The organism is Cohnella kolymensis (assembly GCF_000829465.1).
In the GTDB taxonomy this organism is placed as follows: domain Bacteria; phylum Bacillota; class Bacilli; order Paenibacillales; family Paenibacillaceae; genus Cohnella; species Cohnella kolymensis.
Window position 1 is genome coordinate 1 of the sequence record NZ_JXAL01000021.1, and the last position, 24,483, is coordinate 24,483.

Sequence of the window (24,483 nt, forward strand, 5' to 3'; positions counted from 1 at the left end):
CTCGCATAGCTCGGTATAATAGATTCCAGGTGGTTCAACATGAAGGAGGTCCTCAATTGGTTGCGACAGAAGTGCCCGCATTTTGCCTCATTGCAGACGTCATGTCATCCCGCAAAGACGGCAAAAAAAACGAATTGCGTTACATAACCAAGGAACTCAACGATAAACATCACACGGCATTATTAACTCCGTTCTCCGTGCGCAGCGGGGATGAACTGTTCGGAATCATAAGGGATTTTTCCAAGGCTTATTATGTTCTTAAAGACTTGCTTTTGCTATCCAATGAGTCGGATGTGCCCTTATATGTAGGAGTCGGGATCGGCTCCGTCACCAATGAAGATTTGAACAACCCTCACGAAGTGAACGGCGATGCCATTTGGAGTGCCGCTGACGCCCTTAATGCGCTCAAGAAAGGGAAAAGCGGCGTGACAAAATCAGCTTTTGTGCGGAATAAGTTCCATGTCTATGTGAAATCGCAATCCAGCCCAATGCCGTATGAATTCTTTAATGATGAAATCTTTTTCTTGTTTGAACGATTGCTTAAGCGGACAAAAAAACAACAGGAAATCGTTCGTGCCATTGAAACATTGGATGACAAAATTCAATACGAAGAGTTGGGCGAGCGGTTTGGCTATGATGACAACGTGAGCAGCAACATCAGCAAAATCCTGACACGTGCGGATTATTTTCTGGTATCGGGAGCTGAACAAAATTTGTGCAAGCTTCTTCAATATTTTCAAAAGCAATTCCAAACCGACGTACGAGGTGACAGATGACCCTTAATTACATCGTATTTATTTTGGCTTTCTGGTCGGCGAATGGGCTCATTAAGCTATCCTGGTTGCGGAGTGTCGTCTTTGTATCTATCTCTATCGTTTTATCATACATACTCGGGAGTGGAAGTTTTCAGATTTGTTTGGCCGCCTTGATTCTAGGAATCTTGCAGTATTTCATAAGTTGGGCATCCAATTATCTTAAGGATCATAATCAGCACTTTGCCGCATTTCCTCGTATTAACAAGCTTGTAGACATGCTTAGGACGGAAAATTTAAAACAGCACCTGCTCTGCCAATCGCTCCACCTTATCATTATCTATTCTTTTTTGTGGATTTTCGGACAAGTAGAGGGTTTGAGAGGATTCGGACAGCAGATTTATCTTTTTATGTTTGCCGATGATCTCGTCATTGAGAACCGCCTAGTCGTACCTTCTGTACTGCTGGTCGGCGTATTTCTCACACATACTTCTTCGGAAATGATACGCATGCTGCTCCTGAAATACGGCAATCCGCTTCCCATGCTCCACCAGGAAACGGCCGCAGCGGTCGAGCACTTCAGCGAGGAATTTTTGCGGAAGAGACAAAATATGAAGCATAGCATCGTTTCCGATATGACCGTGGAAGAGCAGGTGGAAGTATCCAATGCCGCTGCACCGATGACAACCAAAGAATCCATTAAGGTCCAATACCATTGGTCCAATGTAGTAGACGACACGTCCAAAGGAAAGTATATCGGTATCCTTGAAAGAATATTGATTTGCATATTTGTCATTTACGATATCTATCAAGGTCTAATGCTGCTGGGTGCCATGAAAACGCTGGCTCGTTTCAAGTTATTTGAGAACAAAGCATTTGCGGAATATTATTTGATCGGCACCCTGGCCAGTTTAATCGCGGCAATTGTGTGCGGTTTTATTCTTAAAAGGATGCTCTTGGACGCTCTCTTGGTATAAACATTACTGGAAAATCCGGTAATATCTCAAAACTACCGGATTTTCCGGAAAAAAAAGGCGATCGGCCCCCATAAGGGAACGATCGCCTTCTTTTACAGGAAGTCTATTGCAAATAATAATCCTCTACAAAAATCTCCGCCTTGCCTCCCGGAGGACCTTCGGCTGCGACTGTCAACAAGAAGGTGTGGTTCGCGAGGCTGGTGTAGTCCGACGGGTTCACATATCGGCTGATATCCACTTCCGTGTCGCGGGTGCCTTTAACGTCCAGCGTGAAGGTGTGACCTGGGTATAACGTTGGAGTGACGGTGATCGTAAGCTTGCCCAGTCCCTCATTTTTAACAAGCAATGACGTTTTACCGTTTCTCACAAAGAACCGGTGGCTGAAGCTTCTCGTCGTCTGATCGATTTCTCCGACTCTGACGGTTAGTGGGTCTCTCATCGAGTACTTTTCCTCGACATTAAATTGACTGTTGGGCAGCGCGGGAACCTTTACTTGTTTGGTCATCACGAGTTGTTTCAGTTGCTGCATGTAATCGTTGACGGTCGGCGCCATCGACTCGGTATCCTGTGCGAACAACACGAAACCGCGTACTTTTTCATTACGGAGAATGTTGATCTGCTGCGCCAATCCTTCCGGGTTGTTTTTGAAATACCATGCACCCAGGCCGACCACTACTTTTCCGGGTGGAGCTACCTGCAGGGCATCCGTTGTATCTTTCCATACCGTCGCGTTGCTCGGACTATAGGACATCGGCATCACGAAATCGAGTATGCCCGTCTCCATCCACTTTCTCCAATCCTGAAATACTCTTCCGAGCCCAAGGTCCCAAGCGGCCAGCACTGAGGCAGACACTTCAACGTCCGCTTTTCGCTCCTTCGTTCCCTTATAGATTCTGGATACGATACTCGTAATTTGATCAGCTCTCCATTGATCCCACGACTTGCTGTACTGCTTCGGTTCCAAACCGGTTTCCTGCCGGAATCTGCTTACCGCTTCCTCTCCGTACCCTACACCTGCCGTGTTCGGGCCCATTCTGGCCGGATATCTGATGAAGTCGAAATGAATGCCGTCCACATCGTATTTTTCTACCACTTCCATATAAACGTTATATAAATAGTCCTGGACCTCCAGGTTGCCCGGCTCCAGGAAGTACGGTCCTTCTACGACGCTGTTTTTCGGGTCGGTTTTGGGATCCGGATACGCTACCTTCCCTGTGCTGTCTTTTAACAGCCATTCTTCTTTGTAAAAAATATGGTTGGGATCTTTCGGCATTTCCGTTGAGCTTCCCCAGGCAATCATGGCATTGAGCCATGCATGGACTTCCAATCCGCGTTCATGGCCTTTTTGAATGGCGTACGCCAGCGGATCGAAGTCATCCGGCTGCCCTTCAAGCAATTCCGATCGTGACACAAAAGAGGAATGGTATAAGGCATCTCCTCTTTGTCTTACCTGCACAAATACGGTGTTAAAGTTCGCGTCCGCAGCTTCCTGAATAAATTGGTCGATCTTCTCGCGCGACGTCATTTGTCTCCAGGAAACGATATATGTACCTCTCATTTCTTGGCCGGGCTCCGGCACTTTGTCCACTTTGTCGACGCGGTTGGAGCTAAATCGTTCCGGCTCATTCGGGTAGTTGCTGCTGTCCGGAGCAGCCCACACTTGTGAAGTCATCATCAGAAAAGATAGAATAACGCAAATAGAGACACTAAACTTTTTCCTCATTATGTAACCCCTTTCAATTCAATGGATTTGGAAACTTTTTGCTAAGCTCTAACCATAATTAAACCGCTTTCATAATAAATAATACATCAATATTATGGGATTATCCTCTTTTTTACGAAAAATAAAGAATAAAAATTTCTAATTGGTTTGATTCGTTTATTCCCAAAAAAGACGCTGAAATAAAAATAAGCTAAGGTCAGGTTTATGGAGCATACCTGACTTAGCTTAATCAACGAACATCCCGTTATCATCACACTCAGGTTTCTGTTAAGAGTTGCCCTTGGGTGCTAATTCAATTGCCTGCCGCAGTGCTTCTTCCAAAGAGCCCGGATCGGCTTTGCCGGTTCCCGCAATATCAAATGCCGTTCCATGATCGACACTGGTGCGGATGATCGGCAAGCCTACCGTTATATTCACGCCCGCTTCGAGCCCCATGACTTTGATGGGACCGTGGCCCTGGTCGTGATACATCGCAACGACAATGTCGAAATCACCCCGGGTTGCTCGGAAAAACAGCGTGTCTGCGGGAAGCGGACCTTCTGCGATGATCCCTTCCGATTGGGCTCGCTCGACGGCAGGAATGATTTTCTCCTCTTCCTCACCATGGCCGAACAGGCCGTGTTCTCCGGCATGGGGATTGATGCCGCATACGCCGATTCTCGGTTTTGGGATACCTGCCCGCTTTAAGGTTTCATCAGCCAAAAGGATGACTGTATGCACTCGTTTAGGATTAATCTTCGCAATGGCATCCACCAATCCGATGTGGGTTGTCACATGGATAACACGCAGTTTAGGAGCGGTCAGCATCATCGCAAACTCAGAAGTACCGGTTAGTTCCGCTAAAATTTCCGTATGTCCGGGAAAAAGGTGTCCTCCTTTATGGAGGGCTTCTTTGTTAAGAGGCGCCGTGCATATGCCCTGAATCTTCCCTTCTTGCGCAAATTCCACAGCGCGTTTAATAAATTGGAAAGCAGCGTCTCCAGCTTTTGCGGAAATTTCGCCGAACGGCAAGTCGGCCGGCAGTAAATCAACATCGATGATATCCAGTTGCTTCGGGTCACCTTCTGTTTCCGAAGGATCCGTAAGCTTGCGAAGCCGCTGCGGGGAGCCAACCAACGACATTGCACGCTCCATAATTTTCGCATCGCCTATAACAACCGGATGGCATCGCTCGTAGAAAGATGCTTGCTGCAGGGTTTTCGCTATAATCTCCGGACCCACCCCGGCCGCATCGCCCATCGTAATCCCAATTGTCGGTTTGGTCAAAGTATTCACTCCTTCGTTAATTGCTCAGCAATGTTTTCGAATGAACGGGCGTTGCCGAAAGCTCCGGCCTTCGTTACCAGGTGAAAATTCTTGCCCGCCACCCTTCCGAGCGGGATTCCCGGTTCCAGTTCCTGCAATATATTCATTCCCGCAATATCCAAATGCTCGCAGATGCTGCGTGCTGTATCGCCGCCGCTTAAAAACAAACATTCGGGAGCCAGCTCCGACACCAATACCTTGGACATTTTCCCTAAGGCTTCCCGAAGCAATTCACTCATTGAAGCCTTCGGCAGCTTGCGTGCCTCCGCAAACGCAGCGGTGCTTTGACGTGCTTGCTCTGTGGAGTCCAGTGCAACAATGCAATGCTTTCCAGCCCTGTACGCGTCGAAAAGGGATGCGGGGAGAAGTTCGGATGCATCTTTTTCTAACAGGAGAACGGGATCCAACCGCAGCGTAAAAAAACGTTCAATGGAGCAGGCTTCCACTTGCATACGTGTAGATTCACTAAGACTCCCGATCAGGAAAAGCAACGGTTTGCGGAGTTTGGGAAGCACTTGATCCGATTCGTTCATCGGCAGCGGGGGATTCAAGTACTCGGCAATACCGGCCGAACCTACCCATACGGCGTCCGGAAATCGAGAATACAGGCGGCCGATCGTCTCTAAATGTTCATTCGATTCCGCGTCGAAAACAATACGCCGATTCCCCGCGCTTATCAACTCACGTATCCGGTTTTCCAAATATAGGAGTCCCTTTTCGGTGGATGCAGTATCGATAACAGCACAGGTATCATCAAATAAATCCGGAATAAAGGAAGAGAACACGGGTGTTTTCGGATCCTGGCCGATCTCCGTCTCATGTACGGGAACTCCTCGAAGCAATTGATTGCCATTCCGAGTCGTACGGCCGTTCTTGGGATAAGCGGGAACGATAAACGCCGTGCTTTGTGGAAGAGTATCCAAAACGGCCTTTACTTCCGCCTGAATATTACCTCTTAAAGTGGAATCCACCTTTTTAAACAACAGCTGAGCTGATGGGGGTCGAAGAACAGAAACAAGTCGCGCTACTCTTTCATAGGCGGCTTCCGGGGGAATCGCCCGGGAATCGGAATCAATCACAATCACCCGGGCATCAATCGACCATATGTAATTTTCCTTGTAATTGAACAAAAGACTGGTCTTGTACCCGCGTTTTGCGAACTGAACTCCTGAATCACTAGCCCCCGTTAAATCGTCCGCGATGATGTAAAATACGTTCATGTCGTATTCCCCACTCTTTTATATACCCAAGCGGTCACAATCGGAGTCAACACGGCTGTGACTATTACGGCCGCAGTGACCTGGAGAGTCGCCAGCGAAGCGATCTCCTGATAAGCGGGATATAAAGCCGCGACCGCAACCGGAACAGCCGCTGCGTTCCCTGCGGTGGAAGATGCCGCAACTCCCGCAACACCTTTTCCTCCCGTAAGACGGTCAAGGAAAAATAATACGACTCCAGTGACAATGACCACTAGTACGCCCAACACAATACCGGACAGTCCGGCCTGCAACACATTCGTGAGGTTGATGCCGGCTCCGATTGCGAGAGCAAAAAAAGGAATTAATACGTCTACTCCCCGACCCAAAAACTCACGCATATCTTCGTCCAAATTACCTAAGATCATGCCGATGATCAGGGGCAGAATCGAAAAAATGAACGCAAGTAACGGAAAACTCGCCAAACCGGCAACGCCAGAATCAGCATAGTAAAGAAGGGGCCGGATTCGACGGACATAATGGAATAAGCTGCAACGTCCTCTCGCCGTTTCGCCAGCTGTCCCATTAAAGCCATATATAAACCGCCATTCGTATCGGAGAAAGCCGCGACAATCGCCAATGCTGACAGCCCCAAAAACAAATCATTCGGGTTGGGAGCGAACCAGCCGATCATTAAGGCGATAATCAGTGCGGTCCCGATTTTGCCCGTCCACAATGCGACTCCTTTTTTCAAGATATAGCCGGTTGCCTTGAATTGAATTGTCGACCCGAGACACACATAGAAAGCCGCGAGAAGCGCGGACGTTCCGGTTAATAAACCTCCGGTGAAGGAGGTCCTGAACTCAGTTAAATTGAACAGGTCGGGTAAAAAGGTGCGGATTAAGGCACCGATGAGCAGGGGAAAAAGCATCATCCCGCCAGGAATTCGTTGCATATTTGCCCGGATTCGCATAACTTTGTGCACACTCCTTATTCATCTATGTCTTCCATTACTTCGACCATTCCTCTGTCTACGTCAGGAGGAGTGTCGACTTCTTCGACCAATTGCATGACCGTTTTACTTTCCGGCTGTTCGTCCTTTTTAGTGGTCATATCACGTTCCATTTGCACCATTACCATCCTTTCTTTCTCAAATACAATTCAGGTGTTACCTCGTAACAACGGCAATGTGCAGCAGCGAAAAGAGCCTCCGGACTTGATGATCTCTGACAAATCGACTTCGATTACGTCATAACCTCTACGGCGGAGTTCCGTGTTTACTTTTACATTACCAGGCAGGCTGAAAACTCTCTTATTCCCGACGGATAACACATTTGTGCCCAGTTTGAATTGTTCCGACCGATCGACCTCAATGAGGTCATAGCGTGAGGCTATTTTAACCAATCCCTGCCGCTCCAATGCAGGAGAGAACACCAGCGCCTCTTCGGGAGACAGCACATTAAACACGCAATCAAGATGCAGGTATGCACGGTCAATGGGAAGCAGCTCCACCTTGTATTCTGGGAGCAGACTTTTCAAATTATGTATCGCATTTTCGGAGGTTCGGCCGCTGACAGCAACGAAGACCGTCTCCCCATCGATCATGACATCTCCGCCTTCAATGCTGTTCCTCGTTAAATTGTGGTATGGGTAATCATGATCTTCAAGCCAATCAATTAATATATTATCTTCACCTTGCCTAATGCCCCTGCCCATGTGCGATACAAACAACCTGTGTCCGATCGTAAATCCGATATCGCGGGTAAACACTTGCTCGGGGTAATCTTCATTATGGGGGAGCAGAACCGCGTCTACACCTTGATTGCGTAAGCTTTGCACGAATGAGTCATGCTGCTCAGCCGCAAGCTCTTGATCGATATTTTCGTCTACATAGTGCCGCTGGGTTTCATTGATGATTTCGGTGATTCTCATATGCTGCGGTTCGCATAACAGAACCTTTTTCAGAGGATCATATTCGTTCGCGCAAAATAGTCGGTTGATTGTTCCCATACTTGTGCTGCGTTCTCCTCCCACCTGCTGTCTCAGTGATTATCAAGCAGCTCTGACACCGTGACCAGCTTGACTCCATCGTTCCGCAGCTGGTTTATAATTGAGGACAAAGCGTTAACGGTTCCGGATAGATCCTCGCCTTTCCCTCCAGCTGCGTGCTGCAATATAATTGAGCCGGGGTGAACATGCGCAAGCACATTTGTTTGTACTTGTTCCGCGCTTAACCCTTTCCAATCCAACGAGTCCACATCCCAGAACACATTGATTTTATGCCGGCTTGCCAGCCAGCGGAGTTGGTCTTCATTCACGTTCCCATAGGGAGCCCGAACATACGTCGGTATGTACCCGGTATATTGACTGATCAAGCTGTCTGTCTTCATAATTTCTCTGCGAAAAGCCTGATCGCTCAGCTTAAGAAGATTGGCGTGATTGTACGTATGATTACCGAGCTGATGCCCCTCGCGAACCATGCGCATTACAACATCAGGATGTGCTTGCACCCGATTGCCCACCACAAAAAAGGTTGCGCTAACTCCTTCTTTCTTTAAGACGTCCAAAATGCGCGGAGTAAAATTGTTGTCGGGGGCATCGTCAAACGTTAAAGCCACCTCGCGTTTTCTTCGCGGGCCTTGAAGCACAAAAGTGCTCGGGTATTTACTGTGCAAATCGGCCAGCGACATGGGGTGGGGTCTGCGTACTGCGCCTTCCGGTCCATCCGCTAAATCGGGGGTTTCATCCTGTCTGGATTTGTTGATTTGCCGGCTATGCTGCCTGTGGTCCTCATGTTTCGATTGATCACCGTCATTTTGGGCACACGCCGAATTTAGACATAAAGCCAGAACGAATACGATCCTGCACCAAGTTTTCATAGTTACCTCCCGCTATCACCTAGTCCAAGATTAGGATGAACTCAGCTACAAAAATTATCCATCACCATAACGAAAAAAAGGCCATCTTCTCCAACTTGGAGAGATGGCCTTTACGAGGCGGCTCTTTAGCGGTTCACTGCACGCTACACACTTTGCAAAACTTTCTGAAGCATCGTTCCGGACTGCGCAAAATTCGTATGCCAGGAGAGCGCCTTCTCCAAGACATGAGGGGTTTGTCCTCCCCTGGTCAGGGCTTCCTTGTAGTAATCCATTAATTGCTCCCGGTACATCGGATGAGCGCAGCGCTCAATAATAAGCTCCGCACGCTCTCTCGGCGCAAGCCCCCGCAAATCGGCGTATCCTTGCTCCGTAACGACCACATCCACATCGTGCTCCGTATGGTCCACGTGAGAAACAAACGGCACAATACTCGAAATATTCCCGTCTTTCGCGGTCGATTTCGTGACAAAAATGGAGATGCGCGAGTTTCGCGCAAAATCACCCGAGCCGCCAATGCCGTTCATCATTTGTGTTCCCAGTACATGCGTAGAGTTCACATTGCCATAGATATCGAATTCCAAAGCCGTATTGATCGCAATCAATCCCATGCGGCGTATGACCTCCGGGTGATTCGAAATTTCTTGAGGTCTTAGCACGAGTTTGTCGCGGTATTGATCCAAATTCGGGAAAACCCTTTCCATCTTCGAACCTGACAGCGTAATGGAGCAGCAGGAGGCAAAGCGCACTTTCCCCGCATCCATTAACTCGAACACGGCGTCTTGCAGCACTTCAGAATACACCTCGAGATCCGTGAATTCCGAATCTATGAGACCGTGCAGCACCGCATTGGAAACCGATCCGATGCCCGACTGCAGCGGTGCAAGACGGTTCGTCAAGCGTCCCTCTTGCACCTCCCCGCGCAGAAAGGCGATTAAATGCTGTGCAATCGTGTTCGTGTCGATGTCGGGAGCGGTGACTGTGGAAGGCGAATCCGTCTGGTTCGTGAACACAATGCCCCGGACTTTCGCCATATCCACCGGAATTCCCAAGGTTCCGATGCGATCATCCACCTTGGTTATCGGAATGGGAGAACGATCGCCCTGTTTTTCCGGCTCGTACAAATCATGAAGCCCTTCCAGCAATTGCGGTTGAGCCAAGTTAATTTCAACAATAATGGACTTGGCATGCGCGGCAAACACCATTGAGTTCCCTACTGAAGTCGACGGGATAATCATGTTGTCTTCCGTAATTGCAATCGCTTCCACGATGGCAAAATCAATAGGCTGTAGCACCTGACCACGCACCATTTCCGACGTCTTGGACAAATGTTGATCTACAAAATAAAAATCACCTTGGTTAATTTTCTTTCGCATCGTCGGATCCGCCTGAAAAGGCAGACGCTTATTCAGCAAGCCGACTTCGGCAAACAATCTGTCAATGTCAGATCCGAGAGAAGCCCCGGTATATACGTTAACTTTCATTTTTTCATTTCTCGCACGCTCAACGAGCGCCATGGGAACCGCTTTCGCATCGCCGGCGCGGGTAAACCCGCTAAGTCCCAGCGTCATTCCGTTGCTAATCCAGGAAGCTGCTTGTTCCGCAGAAACTATCCTATCATGGAGGTGATGGTTTCGAATTCGATTGAAAACGTTTTCCAAAGGGCTTTCCCCCAAACATTTGTCGTTTACACCAATTTAACAAACGACAATGCGGAGGAATGATTTTTCGGATGAAAATGGGGAAAATCGGGACGGAACCGATAAATTTCGGCCTCAACCAAGTAAAATTTTTCAGAAATCAAGTAATTTCCGAAAATAACTGGCGTAGGTTTGGCTCACGGTAATTTTCGCTTCATTTTTCATAATTAAAACCAATGTCGAATGTAAATCCGGGAAAATTTCCCTTATAAAGTTAACGTTAACGATATAAGAACGGTGGCAGCGCACAAAGTACTCTTTCGGCAAAAGAAAATCGAACTCATTTAAAGTATATTTATGCGTACCGGTCAGCTTTTGGGTGACTACATGCGTTTTGCGATCACTAGCTTCCAAATACATGACTTCAGAAAAAGGTACCGGTACCCATCCGTCATCGTGTTTTACGGTCACTACCGATTTCCCGGTCGCCAGTGTCGGGAAAATCGCGGAGACGCATCCCTTGATTTTCCCTTCCTGGATGAGCGGAACCGCCATGCCGTAATAAGGCACACCGAATAAATCACGATCGATAAATTCGGAAATCTTTTGTTTTCCGGTCAGCGCTTTATAAGTAATCGTGCCTTCCTTGACGGGATCGCCCTTTTTAATTCTCAAGTCGATTCTTTTACTTGGCCGGTAATAAATGTATTCCTCCGTATTGGAAACCGCGATCGAGGCCTCGTCTGAAAATAACTCTCCGATCGCATCAAACATAGACTTCGTTATAAATTGTGTCATTCTCCTCACCTCAGGCGTCAAACTAGTGTCCCCCCGCGGATGGGAGGTTTAATGAACAAAGCGATAATAATGGACAAGTTTTTACTGTGATTCTTTGCCATCGTCCCATGATTGAATGACCCCAGCAGCCGCCTCTGTCCGTTCATCCGCAAATAGCGGGCCGCCCAAAGTGTCGGCGTTCCCACATCGCAGGTAAAAATCGCGTCCTCGTGTGCCGCATCGCTCAACACTTTGGTCAAGTATTGGGGATGGATAGGCTTTCGACCGGGTTTGCCGATTGCATGGCTGTCGAGATCGCTGGCGAGTCTCCTACAATGCCGTAAATCCTGGTCACTCCTGCGTTCAACAAAGCTTCAACAACTGAATCCGCGATCGTCTTCTTCATGGTTGTCCTCCTGCATCCTGTCACTTATGCATAGCGTTTCCTGTGACAGACGGACTATGTAAATAGTGGCAGAAACAAAAAAATAAGCCAACCGCATGTGGGAATCCACAAGCAATCGGCTTTCATACAATATGAAAAACTGAAGAGCGCAAGATCACAGTATCAGAATACCTTGTTTCTTGGACTTCATGTCTTTATTCGTATTGACAATAAGAGGCAGCATCTGAGTGCTGCTGACCATCGGGGAATGACACAGATGGCAAACGGGCACGTGAGCGAATGCAAAATTATCCCTGATCCAGCCATTGCAGTCATCGCTATTGCAAGTCCAAATCACGGTTTCTTCATGCGGGAGATCCTCTACCGGTTTGTTTCGATAAGCCATGGTACATTCCTCCTCAGATTAAAAAACTGCCCTTAACTTGGCGTTAAGGGCAGTCTGCTTTACTCTTACAGTTTTACAACATTCTCAGCTTGCGGTCCGCGGTTGCTTGGCCCACATTGAACTGAACACGTTGACCTTCATCAAGCGATTTGAAACCGTCGCCTTCAATAGCAGAGAAGTGAACGAAAACGTCACTTCCACCTTCCACTTCGATAAAGCCGAAGCCTTTGTCCGCGTTAAACCATTTAACTGTTCCTGTTTGCATATTGTATATGCCTCCTAAAGTTTATTAACATGTTATTTCTGTATAAACAAAAAATCACACATTGAAAAAGGTACCATCGCACAATGTGAACCCTTTTCAATAAGTGAATTTAGGTTTTCTATGTGTTTAGATATTGATCATACCACAATGCTGTGCACGAAGCAAACGTTTATGGTACTATGAAGGATATATGTTTGTAGGAGTGATATGTTGAAAAAAAGAAACAAGCCGATTTCCTTTGACGAACTGCTCAAAGAATTGCAAGGTGCGAAGACCAATGAAGGCATGGATGATCATGTTTCCTTGGAGGCTTTATTTAATGAAGCTTTCATGAAACGCTGCTCTTCCTTCAAGAGCTTTGAGGAGTTTCTCCAAAAGGGAAATTTTCAGGCAACGACACAAGAAGACATCAGCAACATTCCCGAAGAACTTTTTGATCGGCATGTTGACCGAGAAACCCATTTTGACAATTGGAAATCCATGCTTGATCAAGCGAACGCAGAACATGCAGCCCGGAAATTGCCATAGAACCGCGGCCCTATGCAAAGAAAATAACCCGTTCCCTGGCGCTGTCCTGGGCGGGTTATTTTTTTATCAAAAAGTAAAAAGACGATCGATGCCTTTGTTAGGGCATGATCGTCTTTTGATTAAGTCTTCAATCCATTATTGATTATAACGTTTAACTAAAATGCGGTCGCTATAGATCTCTTCCAGAGCGATTCCGACTTCTTTTTTCGACTTCAGAGCCATCATGTTGGACTTCTTGCCGCTGCGTAAGTCACGCGCTCTTAAAAAATGTTGCCACGACCAGCGTATATTTACCGTCCACCTTAAGCGCCAATTCATCTATCGAAGGATACAACAAGGTCCTATTCCTCCTTTATTTCCTCGGTTACACGAGGGTTAACAACCTTAACCAGCAGCGTAGAGGAATCCGTCAGGATTTCAACGCCGTCATGCATAGCGAGATCGGAAACGAGCAATTGATCGCCGATCGCAAGCGCACCGATATCGACCGTGAAGCCTGCAAACAATTTGTCCGGCATACAGCGGATGTCCACTTCATGAACTTCCACCTGAAGGACGCCCCCTTGTATCGTACCAACCGGTTCGCCGGAATAGTGAATGATCGCCTTAGTATCGATCATCTCATTCATGTTTATTTGATGAAAATCAATATGAATCCATTTTCCCGTCAGCATGTCTTTTTGAACCGCATGAACCAGAACAGGAAGAGTTCCATGTCCGGCGATTGTTGCTTGCAGAATGGCACGCGGATTGTGCTTCAATACCGACAGCAGATTTTTCTCCTCAACCTCAACCGGGATATTGTCTGATCCGGCACCATATACAATTGCAGGTATATGACCTTTCTTACGGAGTTGGTTTAAATGTGACGTGGAAAGATCAGAACGGTTCGTAAATTGAATGGCCGTGTTCATTGGTGTTAACCCCCATAGACCGATTTGTTTCGCTATAAAAAAATAAAAGACTGATCGGAGCACCTTCCCAATCAGTCTTTCTAACGACGTTTATCACTTGATGTCATACCACCTTAACATGTTTTTTCAGGATTGTAAAATTGTTCAAAGGACCTTTTACGGATTAGCCACGTCCGTATTCTTCATATTCCACAAAAGGGTCTGGTATTAGAATTTGGTAAGCTTCTGCGTCACTGACTCCCACTGACAGTATCGCCCGATTGTCAGCCAGCCGGATCAAACCGCCGCTGAAAACGATGTCCTCTAAGCCCGGCCTCTTTCCTGGTCCCACGGGGAAATCGCTTCTTGCCGCTATAATTTTAAGCGGTGATTTTTCTAACGTCAGCGGATTTAACATAAAAACCATGGAGTAGTAGTGTTTGTTTCCAGACTCGTCCATACTGGCAATATGACCCAGGATGCCCACATTGCCGTTTTTCAACAAGTGCGCCTCGTTGGCTCCCCCCCACTCTTCTTTCACAAATTGATCCCGCAGAATATGGGCCTTTAAAAAAGTTTCATCGTTTAAATCTTCAATAGTCGGTATGGTCGTAAATCCGATTTGGCCTCTGCCCGCCTCATTTCCTTGGGGCCTCGTAAAGACACCGACCCGGCCGTCTTTCAATTCGACCAATCGAATATCTTTCATTGTGCCTGGGCCGGAAGCAAAATAGCGTAAAGAATCAATATACTTCCCCCGGTAAAACTGAGTGACCCAGGAAATGACTTTATCCGGATGATCCGGATCGGTAATGACTTCTATTCCACTGAAAACAAGCTGTTCATTAATGGTGCACATAGCCGGATCTTGCAAATTATAAGTTGGAGTATGTTTCCGTGGCGTCCAGCTTTCATTTTCTCTTGTGAAAAAAAAAGACTTGAGAGAACTCGCTGTGGCGTTCTTCCACTCTGCCTAAGATAACTTCCTCGCCGTCATATATAAAAGGCGCGGTAACATTGTATACATCACGATTGCCGACTCCGGAAAACAATAATTTTATCGTTACCCTCGTTTGGCTTAATGATGTAAATTCCTTCAACAAATCTTCGCAGGTTTTGGCAGACGGCTTCGTTTCATTAATGGTTTTCTCAACCCCTCAGTATGGTTCACTATAAAAATAAAAGACTGACTGGAAAGCTTTCCAATCAGTCTTTCTAACGGCATTATTCGCTTGTGGCCACGTCACCTTAACATGTAATTTCGGCTTTGTAAATGAAATCAGCTCTAATTGACATCCATGGAGGGTGCATGGTATCGTTGAATAACGATGTATTCATAAATTTTTTATAATATCATAATCACCAATACTAAATCAATTATAATTTTTCCCAACTAAAATAGGGGTTTTAAATTCAGAAATAAAGTCACTCTTTATTTCTTTTTTTATTCCTTCTTTATGGAATAATTTATGTAAATTGGAGGTTTTTAGATGAGTAAGGTGTTAGCTAAGAGTAACGTAGCTTTTTTAGGAACCAGCTTGCCACGGGAATGCGGATTAGCAACATTTACGCAGGACTTGTTCAATGAACTGGAACAATTCGATGACATGAATACTCCACGCGTCATTGCCATCGACAATAACAGTACATACACCTACGGCAAACAGGTCATGATGCACTTTAATCAAAATCTAAGGCCGGAATATATCAAGGCTGCATTGGAATTGAACCGTTCCGATACTGATGTCCTCATCATCCAGCATGAATTTGGAATCTATGGCGGGGAAAGCGGGGAGTACGTGCTGGATCTCGCCGAAAGGCTGCAGATTCCTTTTATCGTTATTTTTCATACCGTCTTATCCACTCCAAGTCCCAAGCAGCTATCAATAGTGAAGCGGTTGGCTGAATTGAGCTTCAAAGCGGTTACCATGTCTCAAAGCACGATCCCGGATCTTCTGGGCATCTATGGGGTGGCAGCGGAAAAGGTCTGTATGATCCATCACGGTGTACCTGCGCTTGTGACGGCGTCTAGAGAAGAACTGAAAAAGCAATACGGATGCACCGATCGTAAAATCATCTCCACTTTCGGTTTTTTAAGCCCCGGTAAAGGGATTGAATATGCGATTGAAGCGATGAGCGGGGTTACGGCCAAACATCCTGATGCCATTTATATGATCTGGGGAAAAACGCATCCGAATGTGAAACAGGAATCCGGCGAGGTTTACCGGGAGTCCTTGATTGATCTTGTCGGCAAGCTGAATTTGCAAAATAACGTACGGTTTATCAACAGACTGCTGACACAAGAGGAAATCGTCCAATCTCTCGTTTTATCGGACATCTATGTGACGCCTTATCTGGGCAAGGATCAAGCGGTAAGCGGCACGTTGGCCTACGGTGTCGGCTACGGCAGGGTCATTGTCTCCACCCCATACCGCTACGCCAAGGAAATGTTGGCCGAAGGAAGGGGCTTGATAGCCGATTTCCGTGATGCCGCGTCCCTGGAGACTTGCATATTGGAAATTCTGGATCATCCGGAACGGCAAATCGAAATGGAACAACGGACGCATCTTCTTGGACGAACGATAATGTGGAACCAAATAGCCAAACAGTACGCGGCTCTTATTCGCGAGTCGATCAGCTCCCCTACATGGGTTCATGGGAGTGTGATTTAATGGTGAAGTTGCTGGATAAACCGCTGCAATCGGAGTATCTCCGCCGTCTGACCGACGACACCGGGATATTCCAGCACACCAAGTTCGGCATTCCCGACCGTTCCAAAGGGTATACAACCGACGATAACGCGCGCGCGTTAATTGCCGCAGTCATGCTGTATAAACAAAGCGGTGATCCTGCTTGGCTCGACTGTGTAAGCACCTACTTGTCCTTTGTTCATCATGCACAAAACGGAGATGGAAGCTTTAGAAATTTTATGGATTACAACCGCAACTTCATAGAGGAAAAGGGTTCGGACGATTGTCTGGGCCGTTGCATATGGGCACTCGGTTTTACGCTGTCCGAGCCTTGTATTCCGGACAATATGCACAACGCATGCAGATATATGATCAACCAGGCTCTCCCTCATATTAAAAATCTGCGATCTCCCAGGGCTATGGCATATTCACTAGTGGGCTTATGTTTTCTTTTAGATACACCTTATTCCCTCACCTATCATTTTCCCTATCCTTATGTAGAAACCAGTGAAGCAGCAGCAAATTTCCTGCCGCAGGAAACCATTATTGGGCTGGTCGATGAAATGGCCGACATGCTTCAAGCTCAGTATAATCAATACCAAAAACCGGATTGGTATTGGTTTGAAGACAGCATCACATATGGCAACGCCATGCTTCCCTGGGCTTTATTCAAAACGGCACGGTTAACAAGCAGGGTTGATCTGCAGGCAACGGCGAAAGCGAGCTTGATTTTCTTGCATCACAGACCTTTGCAGGTGACAGATATTTCAAACCTGTCGGCAGCAACGGTTGGCTTGAGCACAAAGGCAAAGCGGCTTTGTATGACGAACAGCCGATCGAAGCCTGCGAAACTTTGTTGGCTTGTCATGAAGCTTATCAAATTGTTGGCGATCCTAACTATTTAAATAAAGCCATATTATGCTTTGAATGGTTTCATGGGCGAAACTCCGGCAATAAATCCTTGATCGATCCGCAAACAGGCGCTTGCTATGACGGCTTACATGCGGATGGGCTGAACCTGAATCAAGGTTCCGAAAATATCGTTTCGTACTGCATTGCGCACACGGTGATCCACCATGCATAAATTTGCGACCGTCCTGGCAGGCGGCGGCGGAACACGATTCTGGCCTTTATCCCGTCAAGAGCTGCCCAAGCAATTAATCAATATCAGCGGTAATGACATCATGCTCAACGATACGATCGGTCGTTTTGACGGGGTCATTCCATTGGAAAATACGATGGTTGTCACCAATGCCTCTCAAGCAGTGCTGATGGAAAGTATCATGCATATCAGCGTGCCGGCAAGTAATATTCTGGTCGAACCCGTTGCCCGCAATACGGCGGCCAGCATTCTCTATGCCGCTTTGTATATAGAGAAACAATACGGGGATTCCTTGATGGTTGTGTCCCCTTCCGACCATCATATTACCGACGAATTGAAGTTCAAGAAGACTCTGAGCGACGCTTGCTCAGTTGCGGAAGAAACCGGAAAGCTCGTAACAATCGGAATCAAGCCGACATTTGCTTCTACCGGTTATGGCTACATCTCTCATAGCAAACAATCGTTCACCGCCGAACCGTGCAATGTGTATGAAGTGACCGACTTTGTGGAAAAACCGAACTTTCCGACTGCGCAAGATTACCTTTCTTCGGGGAATTATTTATGGAACAGCGGGATTTTCATTTGGAAAACGTCCGTGATTATCGAAAATTATAAACGTTTTCTGCCTAGACTCTATCATTCCATGCTCCCTCTCTGCGACGATTTAAATCCCGAGCATCACAAGAAAATCATACAGGAGATTTATCCGACATTGCCGAGCATATCGATCGATTACGGTATTTTGGAACGCAGTGATGAAGTGGCGGTGATTCCCGGCGACTTTGGCTGGAATGACATCGGCAGCTGGGATGCGCTGGGTGCTATCATACCTCAGGATGAATTCGGGAATATTGTGAAGGCAAATCATGTGGGTATTCAAACCGCAAACTCCATCATATACAGCGAAGAAAGGCTCATCTCAACCATTGGCATTGACGGCCTCATCATAGCGGATACGAAAGATGCTCTTCTCATTTGCTCGAAGGAAAAAGCACAAGATGTGAAGGATATCGTCGTTCTTCTGAAGAAAAGAGGCATGAAAGAATTTTTATAAGGAATGAGGTGAAATTCAAATGAATTCTTCGACGACCAGAGCTGTCTGGTTGGAGGTAGATCCATCAAATAAAGAGTCGACCATTGCGGATGCGATTAACAATTGGTGTTCTTCGAATACAAGCGTTCAAATCGAAAGCATTGCGGTTTACCAAGAACACAGCACTAAGTACAAAGCCTTGCTTATTTATACTATGTAAGCACCTTCGGGTGCTTTTTTACTGGTATTTGATCTCGACAATATGTGATACAGAAATGATCAGTACCTTGCTGTCTTTTATTAATTGGAATCTTATATAGCCATCTCCTGTGTGATAATGCGAGACAATCGTTCCTTTCATCAGTCTTGATTGATTCCCGTATCGATAGGTGAGTTCGCAGTCTGTTTCTAGATTTATTATTAATTCGCTGATCCTTTTCACCTTCCCGTTCTATAAGGTGGCCAAACAAAACATTATATGCGCGTTAAAATAAATACATTCGTAAAAACGTTTCTTCCCCTCTGCTGAATTAATGAATCATTGTGATAATTAATGAACCAACAACTGCCACAATTAAGAGATGAACACCATTGGCCCGTAAGCCTGCCTCAAAACCCGAAATGCCAGAAAGCCGGCTTACCAGCAAATTTAACGGATTCATGGGGCTCAATACCGACGAAATAGACCAGGCGAGCAGAAGCAACATCGCAAGAACAGTGTTGGAAGTATCCAATTCCTGGGCATTCATTTGTGTTGCGAGTGCCGTCACTATAACCAATGGAGGAATTCCTGCGAATGTTACAGATACAACAAGGGCAACGACCACAATAGCGAAAAGAAAAAATGAGTAGGTTTCTAAGTTGTTTAGAACTGACTTGATCCCGTTTCCGATGCTTGTGTCCTGTATTGAATTGCCTAAAAGTCCTGCGCTTATAATTAGAACGATTTCATTGTTGAATATGGGTACAGAATGATCCCGATAATTGGCTAAATGCGGGATCATATGATGCCAACCTTTATTAAAGATTGCCCAAAATAAAGGAAACAAAATGGAAACGAGACTCACAATCACAAGCATAGACCAGTGCGTGAGGGCTTCCACCACAAAGGTTGAACACATAACACCTATGATTATCAGACCTAAACCGATAAGCTTTTTTTGATGTGTGCGTAATGGTTCTTCTGTACACAAGTGCTCCGAGGAACAAAGTACACTTAATGATTGATGGCGCAGCAAGCTGCAAAAAGCACATTCCCTATTAACAAAAAAAGAAGACCTATTCCAAAACCATATGCCAGGTATTCAGTCACCGGGACTTTTAAGTAGTAAAGAACGACGGCAACGGCTGCAGAATATGGTGACCACAGCATGGTGGTGGAGAATCCCAGCAAATAACTTTTGGCCAGCATGGCCGGAGGCAGTTTAAGGTCTTTTAGTAACTCATCAACAATACGTATTGAACCGATATTCAAAATCGGACTCAATACAAACAACACGCTCGTTATTCCCGCAAAAAGCTTTTGAGGATGATGTTTCAGACGTTGAAGCAAAGAATTTAGCCCGTCCAAAAAACCCCCAAGCTTTAGGGGAATAGAAAGGAGCGGTACTAAAATCACGAGAGAGAGTAACGGCAGATTCATCCGAATGCCTTGGTTAATACCTTCGATTCCCGTGCCTTTTTCCAACTCAAGAATAAATCCTAATATAAGCATGCCGCAGCCGAGCCATCGTGGAACAGAATTGGCTTTCGTTGCACTTGCAATAAAAGCGATTAGCGTTACTACAATGAGCAGATTTTCTACCATATGAATTTGAATAAAATATTGTAAAAGAAAAATTCCGCACATTGCCAAAACCAAATAACTACGCATCGGATGATCCTCCTCTCTGTGGGGGCATTATAAATAACAGCCAGGCATCGCCTGGCCGTCCATACATACTTAAGATATTAATTCCACGGCGATACTGTTACAAGAAGGGGAGATGGCGCACCTTGTCCGCCTGCGGTTTTCAACGCTTGGTCTGTTTCAAGCAAATTATAGTTATGTGAATTCATTATTTTTAACGGGAACTTACCGGCAGCTATGCATTCAACTGCCATTTCCACGGATTTGTAACTGTGACCACGTACACCCTGCAACCGAAGCGTCTTAGATATGACCATATCAATGTCAAATTGATCAGTCTTCTGATACTTGTAATCACTGAAGATAACTATTGCTCCTGTCGCCGCAACAGCCATGCATGAAAGGATTAGTTCGCCGCCTCCGGAACTGGTGTCAATTACGACATCCGCCATTTTACCCCCGGTAATTTCATTTACCCGTGTCACAAGGTTTTCCGTTTCAATATTGATTGTATAATCCGCGCCCAATTGTTTGGCCAATTCCAACCGTTTAGCGCTGCTGCTTAGCCCAGTTACAATAACAGTATCCGCCCCAGCCGCTTTAGCCGCCAGCGAACATGCAAGTCCCTGCTGGCCCGGGCCTTGGATAACAACTGTTTTTCCAGGACCGACGCCACCCTGAATGCACATCCATTCAAAACCGTTTGCCAAGGGCAGCGTCAATGCTGCTTCTACAGCAGGAACGTGATCGGGCATCCGGTGGAGTACCGTATTTGGGTGAAGATACATATGTTGACTAAACCCGCCCCATAGAGAAGGTTCGACCGAAATAGGAGTTACTCCATAACGAAGTCCGCCGATACGGGGATCGGTCAACGCACATAATCGGAATTCCCCCATCCGACACAGGTGACAGTGACCGCAAGGAATATACTCTTCCAATGCTACGCGATCCCCTTCTTGAACACCCCATCGTGCGGAAGCGACCTCTCCGATCTTTTCAATAAATCCAACAACATGATGACCCAGTACTCGCTGAACCGGCGATTTATTATAGTAGGTGACATCAGTTCCGCAAACGCCCACAATTTCTACCCGCAATAGGGCACTATCAAGGGTGATATTGGGAAACGGAAATTCCCGAATCTCAATTCTTCCCGGTTCTTTTGCCACTGCGCTCAATACACCAGTTGTCATAGATCATCCACTCCATCAACTGAACTAGTTAAAGTACCCGAGATCAGATCAACAAGGTGCAACATCAGCGACATCACTCATGTGCTCCCCCAACCAACCGTCCTACGCCGTGAAGCTTTTCCAAAATGAGAATTAACAAGACCGAAATAATGATGACAACACTTGAAACGGAAGCAACTATGGGACTGTATGCATCCTGCATATTTGAAAAAATTTCCAAAGGAAGTGTTCTCATACCTGACGAGACCATGAAAAGAGAGACGGTTACATTGTCAAAAGAAATCAAAAATGAGAACAACGCGCCGGACAGGATTGCAGGACGAATTAATGGCAATGTAATTCTCCAAAAAACTTTTAGTGGGTTTGCACCCAGAATCATCGCGGCCCTCTCCAGCGTATAATCAAAACCGCTTAATCCCGTAAGCACAAAACGGATTACATAGGGAACACAAATGATGATATGGGCAATCAATAAGCCCGTTTGGGTACCTGCTAACATTAATGGTGTAAAATATATAAGCAAAGCGACACCCAGCACCAGCTGCGGGACTGTCAACGGGGCGGTCAACACCGAAACGAGAAAACTTTTTCCGGGAATCTCGTATTTGGCGATTGCAATGGCACCCAGCGTTCCAAACAAGACGCCAAAGAAAGATGCGAGTAAAGCAAATTTCACACTATTGAAAAATGCCTCAATAAACTCGGGTCTATCTAAAAGCTTGGTATACCATTGAAAAGACAATCCCTCAGGAGGAAAGCTGGGATAACTCGCACTTGTAAAAGACGCTGGAATCGTGACCAGCATGGGAATGAGGATATAGAGCAAGCTTAAGCCCGTCACCAGCAATCGTATGTTCCTGCCTATTCTCATATTAACGGAACACCTCCTTGAACCGGCTTCTTTCCATGCTCCTTGTAAAGACTGTCACTAAGAACAATGTCACACCAAGCAATACATAAGACATCGCCGATCCATACGTCCACTGCATCAAATTAATCATTTGATCGTAAGCAACTACAGGAAGCACCGGTACATTGGCTCCTCCCATAAGCGCAGGTGTTACATAAGAGCTCATGGATAAACTAAAAACAAGTACGCTCCCGGAAACAACACCGGGAAGACTTAGGGGCAGTGTGATGGAAAAGAAAGAACGCAGCGGACTTGCTCCAAGAATGGCGCTTGCTTTCTCTAATGACGGATCAATATTATACAAACTAGTCGCGATAGCGAGAATCATAAACGGGAGAAAAGAATTCGAAAGTCCGATCACCACTCCCGTTTCCGAAAAGAGCAGCCTCAACGAAGAGCTGTCAATACCCAATGAACCGATAGTTCGGTGAATCATCCCGTTCGGCAACAGCAGCAAAAACCATCCGAAATTTCTGACGACAATACTGATCAGCAGCGGAGACGCCACCAGAAGCGCTATATATCCCCGCACCCGAGGCGTACACTTTGACATCGTCAACGCAACGGGATAAGCAAGCAATAACGATACGATGACACAGTATAAACTGATTTTTATAGTCAGCCATAACGAGCTTAAGTAATATGAATCCGTAAAAAACCGGGTATAGTTCATCAAGCTATACGAAGCGTTTGATGTATCCAGACCATCGGTCTGGATAAAGCTCAAATAAAGAATATAAAGCATCGGCACAATGAAGAATCCGATAATAAGCAGCAAAAGAGGCAGCAATAATAATAGTGCGGGAATATACTTATTGTACCTTCGATATTTCTTTTGTGATGTTATATGCGGCTCCATAGAACGGTTCACTTCAGGGCTGCCATTACGTCTGACGGCTTCCATCCGAGCGTCACCTCACTTCCAATCTTCCAGTGCGGTTTGATCACGGGATGAATGGCATGCATGAATTCCCCTAACAATGAAACCTCAATCTCCCAAGTCGATCCAAAATAATTCATTTGAGTGATCCTTGCGGTATGATGATTAAAATAAGGTTCCGTGCTCGAGCCAGGGTCAATAGTCACCTTTTCCGGCCTAATGTAAAGCTTAATCGGATCGCCCGCGGCACAAGATTTATCTGCGCCCATAATATTGTCTGGGTCAACAAACAATTGCTCGCCGTCCTCAAGTACAACAGTTATCATATGGCTGCTTACAGTTTGTATCCGCCCGCTTAATTGATTTGATTTGCCAATGAAATTAAATACAAATTCCGATTGGGGATTAGCATAAATTTCAGTTGGCGTACCGATCTGTTCGATTTGCCCTTGATTCATGACAACAATGCGGTCCGACATCGACAGAGCTTCTTCCTGATCGTGTGTTACAAAAATAGTAGTTACGCCAACCTCTTTTTGCATACGCTTAATTTCGGCCCGTAATTCGTGACGCAGCTTGGCGTCCAAATTGCTCAACGGCTCGTCGAGCAGGAGTAATTTCGGTTGCACAACAAGTGCCCGGGCGATTGCCACACGTTGGCGTTGTCCGCCTGACAGCTCACGAGGGTAACGTCCTTCAAGCCCTGTCATTCTCACCAATTCCAGTGCCTGCCCAATGCGTCGGTTTTTCTCTTCTTTTGCTATTTTGCGTATAGATAGTCCGAAACTAAGATTCTCGTATACTGTCATATGCGGAAACAACGAATAAGTCTGAAAAACCATGCCCAAGTCGCGTTTATAAGCAGGAACATCATTGACTCTTTTTCCTTTGATTAACACTTCGCCTTGTTCGACCTCAAGGAAACCTGCGATCAGATTTAAGGTGGTTGTCTTGCCGCATCCGGAGGGACCAAGCAAGGTGAGTAACTCACCTTGCTTGACTTCAAGATTTATGCCGTTAAGGATGATGTTGGAACCATATTTTTTGAAAGCTCCGCGGATTTCGACATCATTCACTAGTGCCTGCATTTATACTGCTCC

The 24,483-nt window shown here is 46.2% G+C and carries 23 protein-coding genes and 5 pseudogenes; 6 read left to right on the forward strand and 22 right to left on the reverse strand.

Annotated features, from left to right (window positions below; translation table 11 throughout):
- Nucleotides 1–56 precede the first annotated feature (56 nt).
- Together SD71_RS22290 and SD71_RS23635 are read left to right on the forward strand one after the other, a co-directional pair.
- A complete protein-coding gene (locus SD71_RS22290) occupies nucleotides 57–776 on the forward strand; it encodes a SatD family protein (protein WP_052476230.1) in 720 nt (239 codons plus the stop codon).
- A gap of 353 nt (nucleotides 777–1,129) precedes the next feature.
- Nucleotides 1,130–1,729, forward strand: a complete 600-nt coding sequence (locus SD71_RS23635; RefSeq protein WP_161793388.1) for a hypothetical protein — start codon at nucleotides 1,130–1,132, stop codon at nucleotides 1,727–1,729.
- 103 nt (nucleotides 1,730–1,832) lie between these two features.
- Here SD71_RS23635 and SD71_RS13085 read toward each other — a convergent pair whose 3' ends face one another.
- The 13 genes and pseudogenes from SD71_RS13085 to SD71_RS13130 all read right to left on the reverse strand — a co-directional run bounded on the left by SD71_RS13085 (nucleotide 1,833) and on the right by SD71_RS13130 (nucleotide 12,302).
- The gene (locus tag SD71_RS13085; RefSeq protein ID WP_041063916.1) at nucleotides 1,833–3,452 is read right to left on the reverse strand and encodes a glycoside hydrolase family 10 protein; all 1,620 of its coding nucleotides are present in this window, start codon (nucleotides 3,450–3,452) and stop codon (nucleotides 1,833–1,835) included.
- Nucleotides 3,453–3,719: 267 nt separating this feature from the next.
- On the reverse strand, nucleotides 3,720–4,691 hold the full coding sequence (gene pdxA / locus SD71_RS13090; protein ID WP_200889602.1) for a 4-hydroxythreonine-4-phosphate dehydrogenase PdxA: 972 nt from the start codon (nucleotides 4,689–4,691) through the stop codon (nucleotides 3,720–3,722).
- Between the two features lie 32 nt (nucleotides 4,692–4,723).
- On the reverse strand, nucleotides 4,724–5,977 hold the full coding sequence (locus tag SD71_RS13095) for a four-carbon acid sugar kinase family protein (protein ID WP_041063920.1): 1,254 nt from the start codon (nucleotides 5,975–5,977) through the stop codon (nucleotides 4,724–4,726).
- A pseudogene (locus SD71_RS26245) lies at nucleotides 5,974–6,926 on the reverse strand (2-keto-3-deoxygluconate permease). The gene SD71_RS13095 and the pseudogene SD71_RS26245 overlap by 4 nt, the downstream one beginning before the upstream one ends.
- 17 nt (nucleotides 6,927–6,943) lie before the next feature.
- Nucleotides 6,944–7,078, reverse strand: a complete 135-nt coding sequence (locus tag SD71_RS25605) for a hypothetical protein (protein ID WP_268747741.1) — start codon at nucleotides 7,076–7,078, stop codon at nucleotides 6,944–6,946.
- A 36-nt stretch (nucleotides 7,079–7,114) separates the two neighbouring features.
- A complete protein-coding gene (locus SD71_RS13105; protein WP_041063922.1) occupies nucleotides 7,115–7,963 on the reverse strand; it encodes a dimethylarginine dimethylaminohydrolase family protein in 849 nt (282 codons plus the stop codon).
- A gap of 32 nt (nucleotides 7,964–7,995) precedes the next feature.
- Nucleotides 7,996–8,832, reverse strand: a complete 837-nt coding sequence (locus tag SD71_RS13110) for a polysaccharide deacetylase family protein (RefSeq protein ID WP_041063924.1) — start codon at nucleotides 8,830–8,832, stop codon at nucleotides 7,996–7,998.
- A gap of 143 nt (nucleotides 8,833–8,975) precedes the next feature.
- Entirely contained in the window at nucleotides 8,976–10,490 is a 1,515-nt protein-coding gene (locus tag SD71_RS13115; RefSeq protein WP_041063925.1) for an acetyl-CoA hydrolase/transferase family protein, read from the reverse strand.
- A gap of 132 nt (nucleotides 10,491–10,622) precedes the next feature.
- Nucleotides 10,623–11,267: a LytTR family DNA-binding domain-containing protein gene (locus SD71_RS13120; RefSeq protein WP_041063926.1), complete on the reverse strand. Its 645-nt coding sequence runs from the start codon at nucleotides 11,265–11,267 to the stop codon at nucleotides 10,623–10,625.
- 95 nt (nucleotides 11,268–11,362) lie between these two features.
- Nucleotides 11,363–11,560 (reverse strand): annotated as a pseudogene (locus SD71_RS24980) (ubiquinone-dependent pyruvate dehydrogenase); the annotation flags it as partial.
- Nucleotides 11,503–11,652 (reverse strand): hypothetical protein, encoded by a 150-nt coding sequence (locus tag SD71_RS26250; protein WP_161793389.1) that lies wholly within the window; start codon nucleotides 11,650–11,652, stop codon nucleotides 11,503–11,505. The gene SD71_RS26250 and the pseudogene SD71_RS24980, both read right to left, overlap by 58 nt.
- A 154-nt stretch (nucleotides 11,653–11,806) precedes the next feature.
- A complete protein-coding gene (locus SD71_RS13125) occupies nucleotides 11,807–12,037 on the reverse strand; it encodes a cold-shock protein (RefSeq protein ID WP_041063927.1) in 231 nt (76 codons plus the stop codon).
- Nucleotides 12,038–12,102: 65 nt separating this feature from the next.
- Nucleotides 12,103–12,302: pseudogene (locus tag SD71_RS13130) on the reverse strand (cold-shock protein).
- A 231-nt stretch (nucleotides 12,303–12,533) separates the two neighbouring features.
- Here SD71_RS13130 and SD71_RS13135 point away from each other — a divergent pair.
- On the forward strand, nucleotides 12,534–12,830 hold the full coding sequence (locus tag SD71_RS13135) for a hypothetical protein (RefSeq protein ID WP_041064036.1): 297 nt from the start codon (nucleotides 12,534–12,536) through the stop codon (nucleotides 12,828–12,830).
- Nucleotides 12,831–12,965: 135 nt separating this feature from the next.
- On the opposite strand, the pseudogene rpoZ reads toward SD71_RS13135, so the two are convergent.
- From rpoZ to SD71_RS13145, 3 genes and pseudogenes are all read right to left on the reverse strand, one after another.
- Nucleotides 12,966–13,167: pseudogene (gene rpoZ / locus SD71_RS23100) on the reverse strand (DNA-directed RNA polymerase subunit omega).
- Nucleotides 13,168–13,171: 4 nt separating this feature from the next.
- The gene (locus tag SD71_RS13140) at nucleotides 13,172–13,744 is read right to left on the reverse strand and encodes a 50S ribosomal protein L25 (protein WP_052476232.1); all 573 of its coding nucleotides are present in this window, start codon (nucleotides 13,742–13,744) and stop codon (nucleotides 13,172–13,174) included.
- Nucleotides 13,745–13,907: 163 nt separating this feature from the next.
- A pseudogene (locus SD71_RS13145) lies at nucleotides 13,908–14,865 on the reverse strand (DUF1861 family protein).
- 348 nt (nucleotides 14,866–15,213) lie between these two features.
- On the opposite strand from SD71_RS13145, the gene SD71_RS13150 reads away from it, so the two are divergent.
- The 3 genes from SD71_RS13150 to SD71_RS13160 all read left to right on the forward strand — a co-directional run bounded on the left by SD71_RS13150 (nucleotide 15,214) and on the right by SD71_RS13160 (nucleotide 18,569).
- A complete protein-coding gene (locus SD71_RS13150) occupies nucleotides 15,214–16,395 on the forward strand; it encodes a glycosyltransferase family 4 protein (RefSeq protein ID WP_041063928.1) in 1,182 nt (393 codons plus the stop codon).
- Nucleotides 16,395–17,318 carry a hypothetical protein gene (locus tag SD71_RS13155; protein WP_235427108.1) on the forward strand — a complete coding sequence of 308 codons (924 nt, stop codon included), beginning with the start codon at nucleotides 16,395–16,397 and terminating at the stop codon, nucleotides 17,316–17,318. Before SD71_RS13150 ends, SD71_RS13155 begins: the two co-directional genes overlap by 1 nt.
- A 171-nt stretch (nucleotides 17,319–17,489) precedes the next feature.
- Nucleotides 17,490–18,569, forward strand: coding sequence for a mannose-1-phosphate guanylyltransferase (locus SD71_RS13160; protein WP_041063929.1), 1,080 nt, complete (start codon nucleotides 17,490–17,492; stop codon nucleotides 18,567–18,569).
- Nucleotides 18,570–19,078: 509 nt separating this feature from the next.
- Here SD71_RS13160 and SD71_RS13170 read toward each other — a convergent pair.
- From SD71_RS13170 to SD71_RS13195, 6 genes are all read right to left on the reverse strand, one after another.
- Nucleotides 19,079–19,786: a hypothetical protein gene (locus SD71_RS13170; protein ID WP_152619454.1), complete on the reverse strand. Its 708-nt coding sequence runs from the start codon at nucleotides 19,784–19,786 to the stop codon at nucleotides 19,079–19,081.
- On the reverse strand, nucleotides 19,765–20,421 hold the full coding sequence (locus SD71_RS13175; RefSeq protein ID WP_041063935.1) for a hypothetical protein: 657 nt from the start codon (nucleotides 20,419–20,421) through the stop codon (nucleotides 19,765–19,767). Before SD71_RS13175 ends, SD71_RS13170 begins: the two co-directional genes overlap by 22 nt.
- Before the next feature lie 77 nt (nucleotides 20,422–20,498).
- Nucleotides 20,499–21,593: a zinc-dependent alcohol dehydrogenase gene (locus SD71_RS13180; RefSeq protein WP_041063937.1), complete on the reverse strand. Its 1,095-nt coding sequence runs from the start codon at nucleotides 21,591–21,593 to the stop codon at nucleotides 20,499–20,501.
- Nucleotides 21,594–21,666: 73 nt separating this feature from the next.
- The gene (locus tag SD71_RS13185) at nucleotides 21,667–22,464 is read right to left on the reverse strand and encodes an ABC transporter permease (RefSeq protein ID WP_041063939.1); all 798 of its coding nucleotides are present in this window, start codon (nucleotides 22,462–22,464) and stop codon (nucleotides 21,667–21,669) included.
- A 1-nt stretch (nucleotide 22,465) separates the two neighbouring features.
- Nucleotides 22,466–23,407: an ABC transporter permease gene (locus SD71_RS13190; RefSeq protein ID WP_041063941.1), complete on the reverse strand. Its 942-nt coding sequence runs from the start codon at nucleotides 23,405–23,407 to the stop codon at nucleotides 22,466–22,468.
- The gene (locus SD71_RS13195) at nucleotides 23,371–24,471 is read right to left on the reverse strand and encodes an ABC transporter ATP-binding protein (RefSeq protein ID WP_041063943.1); all 1,101 of its coding nucleotides are present in this window, start codon (nucleotides 24,469–24,471) and stop codon (nucleotides 23,371–23,373) included. Before SD71_RS13195 ends, SD71_RS13190 begins: the two co-directional genes overlap by 37 nt.
- Between the last annotated feature and the right edge of the window lie 12 nt (nucleotides 24,472–24,483).